The 828-nt window shown below is 44.9% G+C and carries 1 protein-coding gene; it reads right to left on the bottom strand.

All coding sequences use genetic code 11. The features are described from left to right. Window positions 1–602: PAS domain-containing protein (locus tag ACTJJX_RS35030; RefSeq protein ID WP_440782063.1), on the bottom strand; the 602-nt coding region annotated here is incomplete at its 3' end. Window positions 603–828: the final 226 nt, after the last annotated feature.

Consider the following 828-nt stretch of genomic DNA (forward strand, 5'->3'; position numbering starts at 1 on the left):
CTTCCAAGAGGAGAGAGAATAGCCAAAACACTAACAGAGCTTAAGCTTCCTGACATTAAAGTAGCTAACAATAAGCTGCTTATTGATGTATCAGTAAGCATGCCGGCAGCCATTGCGCTTGATATAATACTACCCCATATGAGCAAGAGTATTTTCACGGAAAAGCTAGCAGCCCATTTCGGCCTCGCGGCCTTCCCGCTTCTCAATTGAGCATATAATTTTTCCGCAGCCAAAACCTGCTCAGGTTCAGGCTTGGTCCTTACAGACTGGTATTCAACAATCGAACCATTCTTAGCTATTGGCGTTACATAAGCACTTACCCAATAGTGGTCGCCATTTTTACAGCGATTTTTTACTAGCCCCATCCATGAGCGGCCAGATTTTAATGTACTCCACATATGCTCAAATGCAGCAGGCGGCATATCTGGGTGTCTTACGATGTTGTGAGGCTGGCCTAATAGTTCTTCCTCAGTGAAACCACTGATTTTAATGAAGTCAGGATTAACGTACGTGATATGGCTTTGAGGGGAGGTAGTCGAAAGAATATTGGCATCTTTTGGGAGTTCTAAGTTTCGACCCGTCACTGGTAAATTCTGGCGCATAAGAGCCTCAAGGGTTGGCTGTTTTATTTTATTGTGTTCGACATTAAGCCCAATTTCTTTAGCGTTACGATAAAGCTAGCATGGAAACGATAGGTGCAAGCAAGTTAAGGGTTGCATCGCGCATGTCAATCTAGGCTATACCCTAACTGGATGTCAGGCAAGGCTGTCGTTTTCAGAAGACGACCGCACCATCTGACTGGATGTAACGCCTGGTGTGCATACGGCT

This window comes from Pseudomonas sp. 22490 (assembly GCF_052044465.1).
GTDB classification, from domain to species: Bacteria; Pseudomonadota; Gammaproteobacteria; order Pseudomonadales; family Pseudomonadaceae; genus Pseudomonas; species Pseudomonas aeruginosa.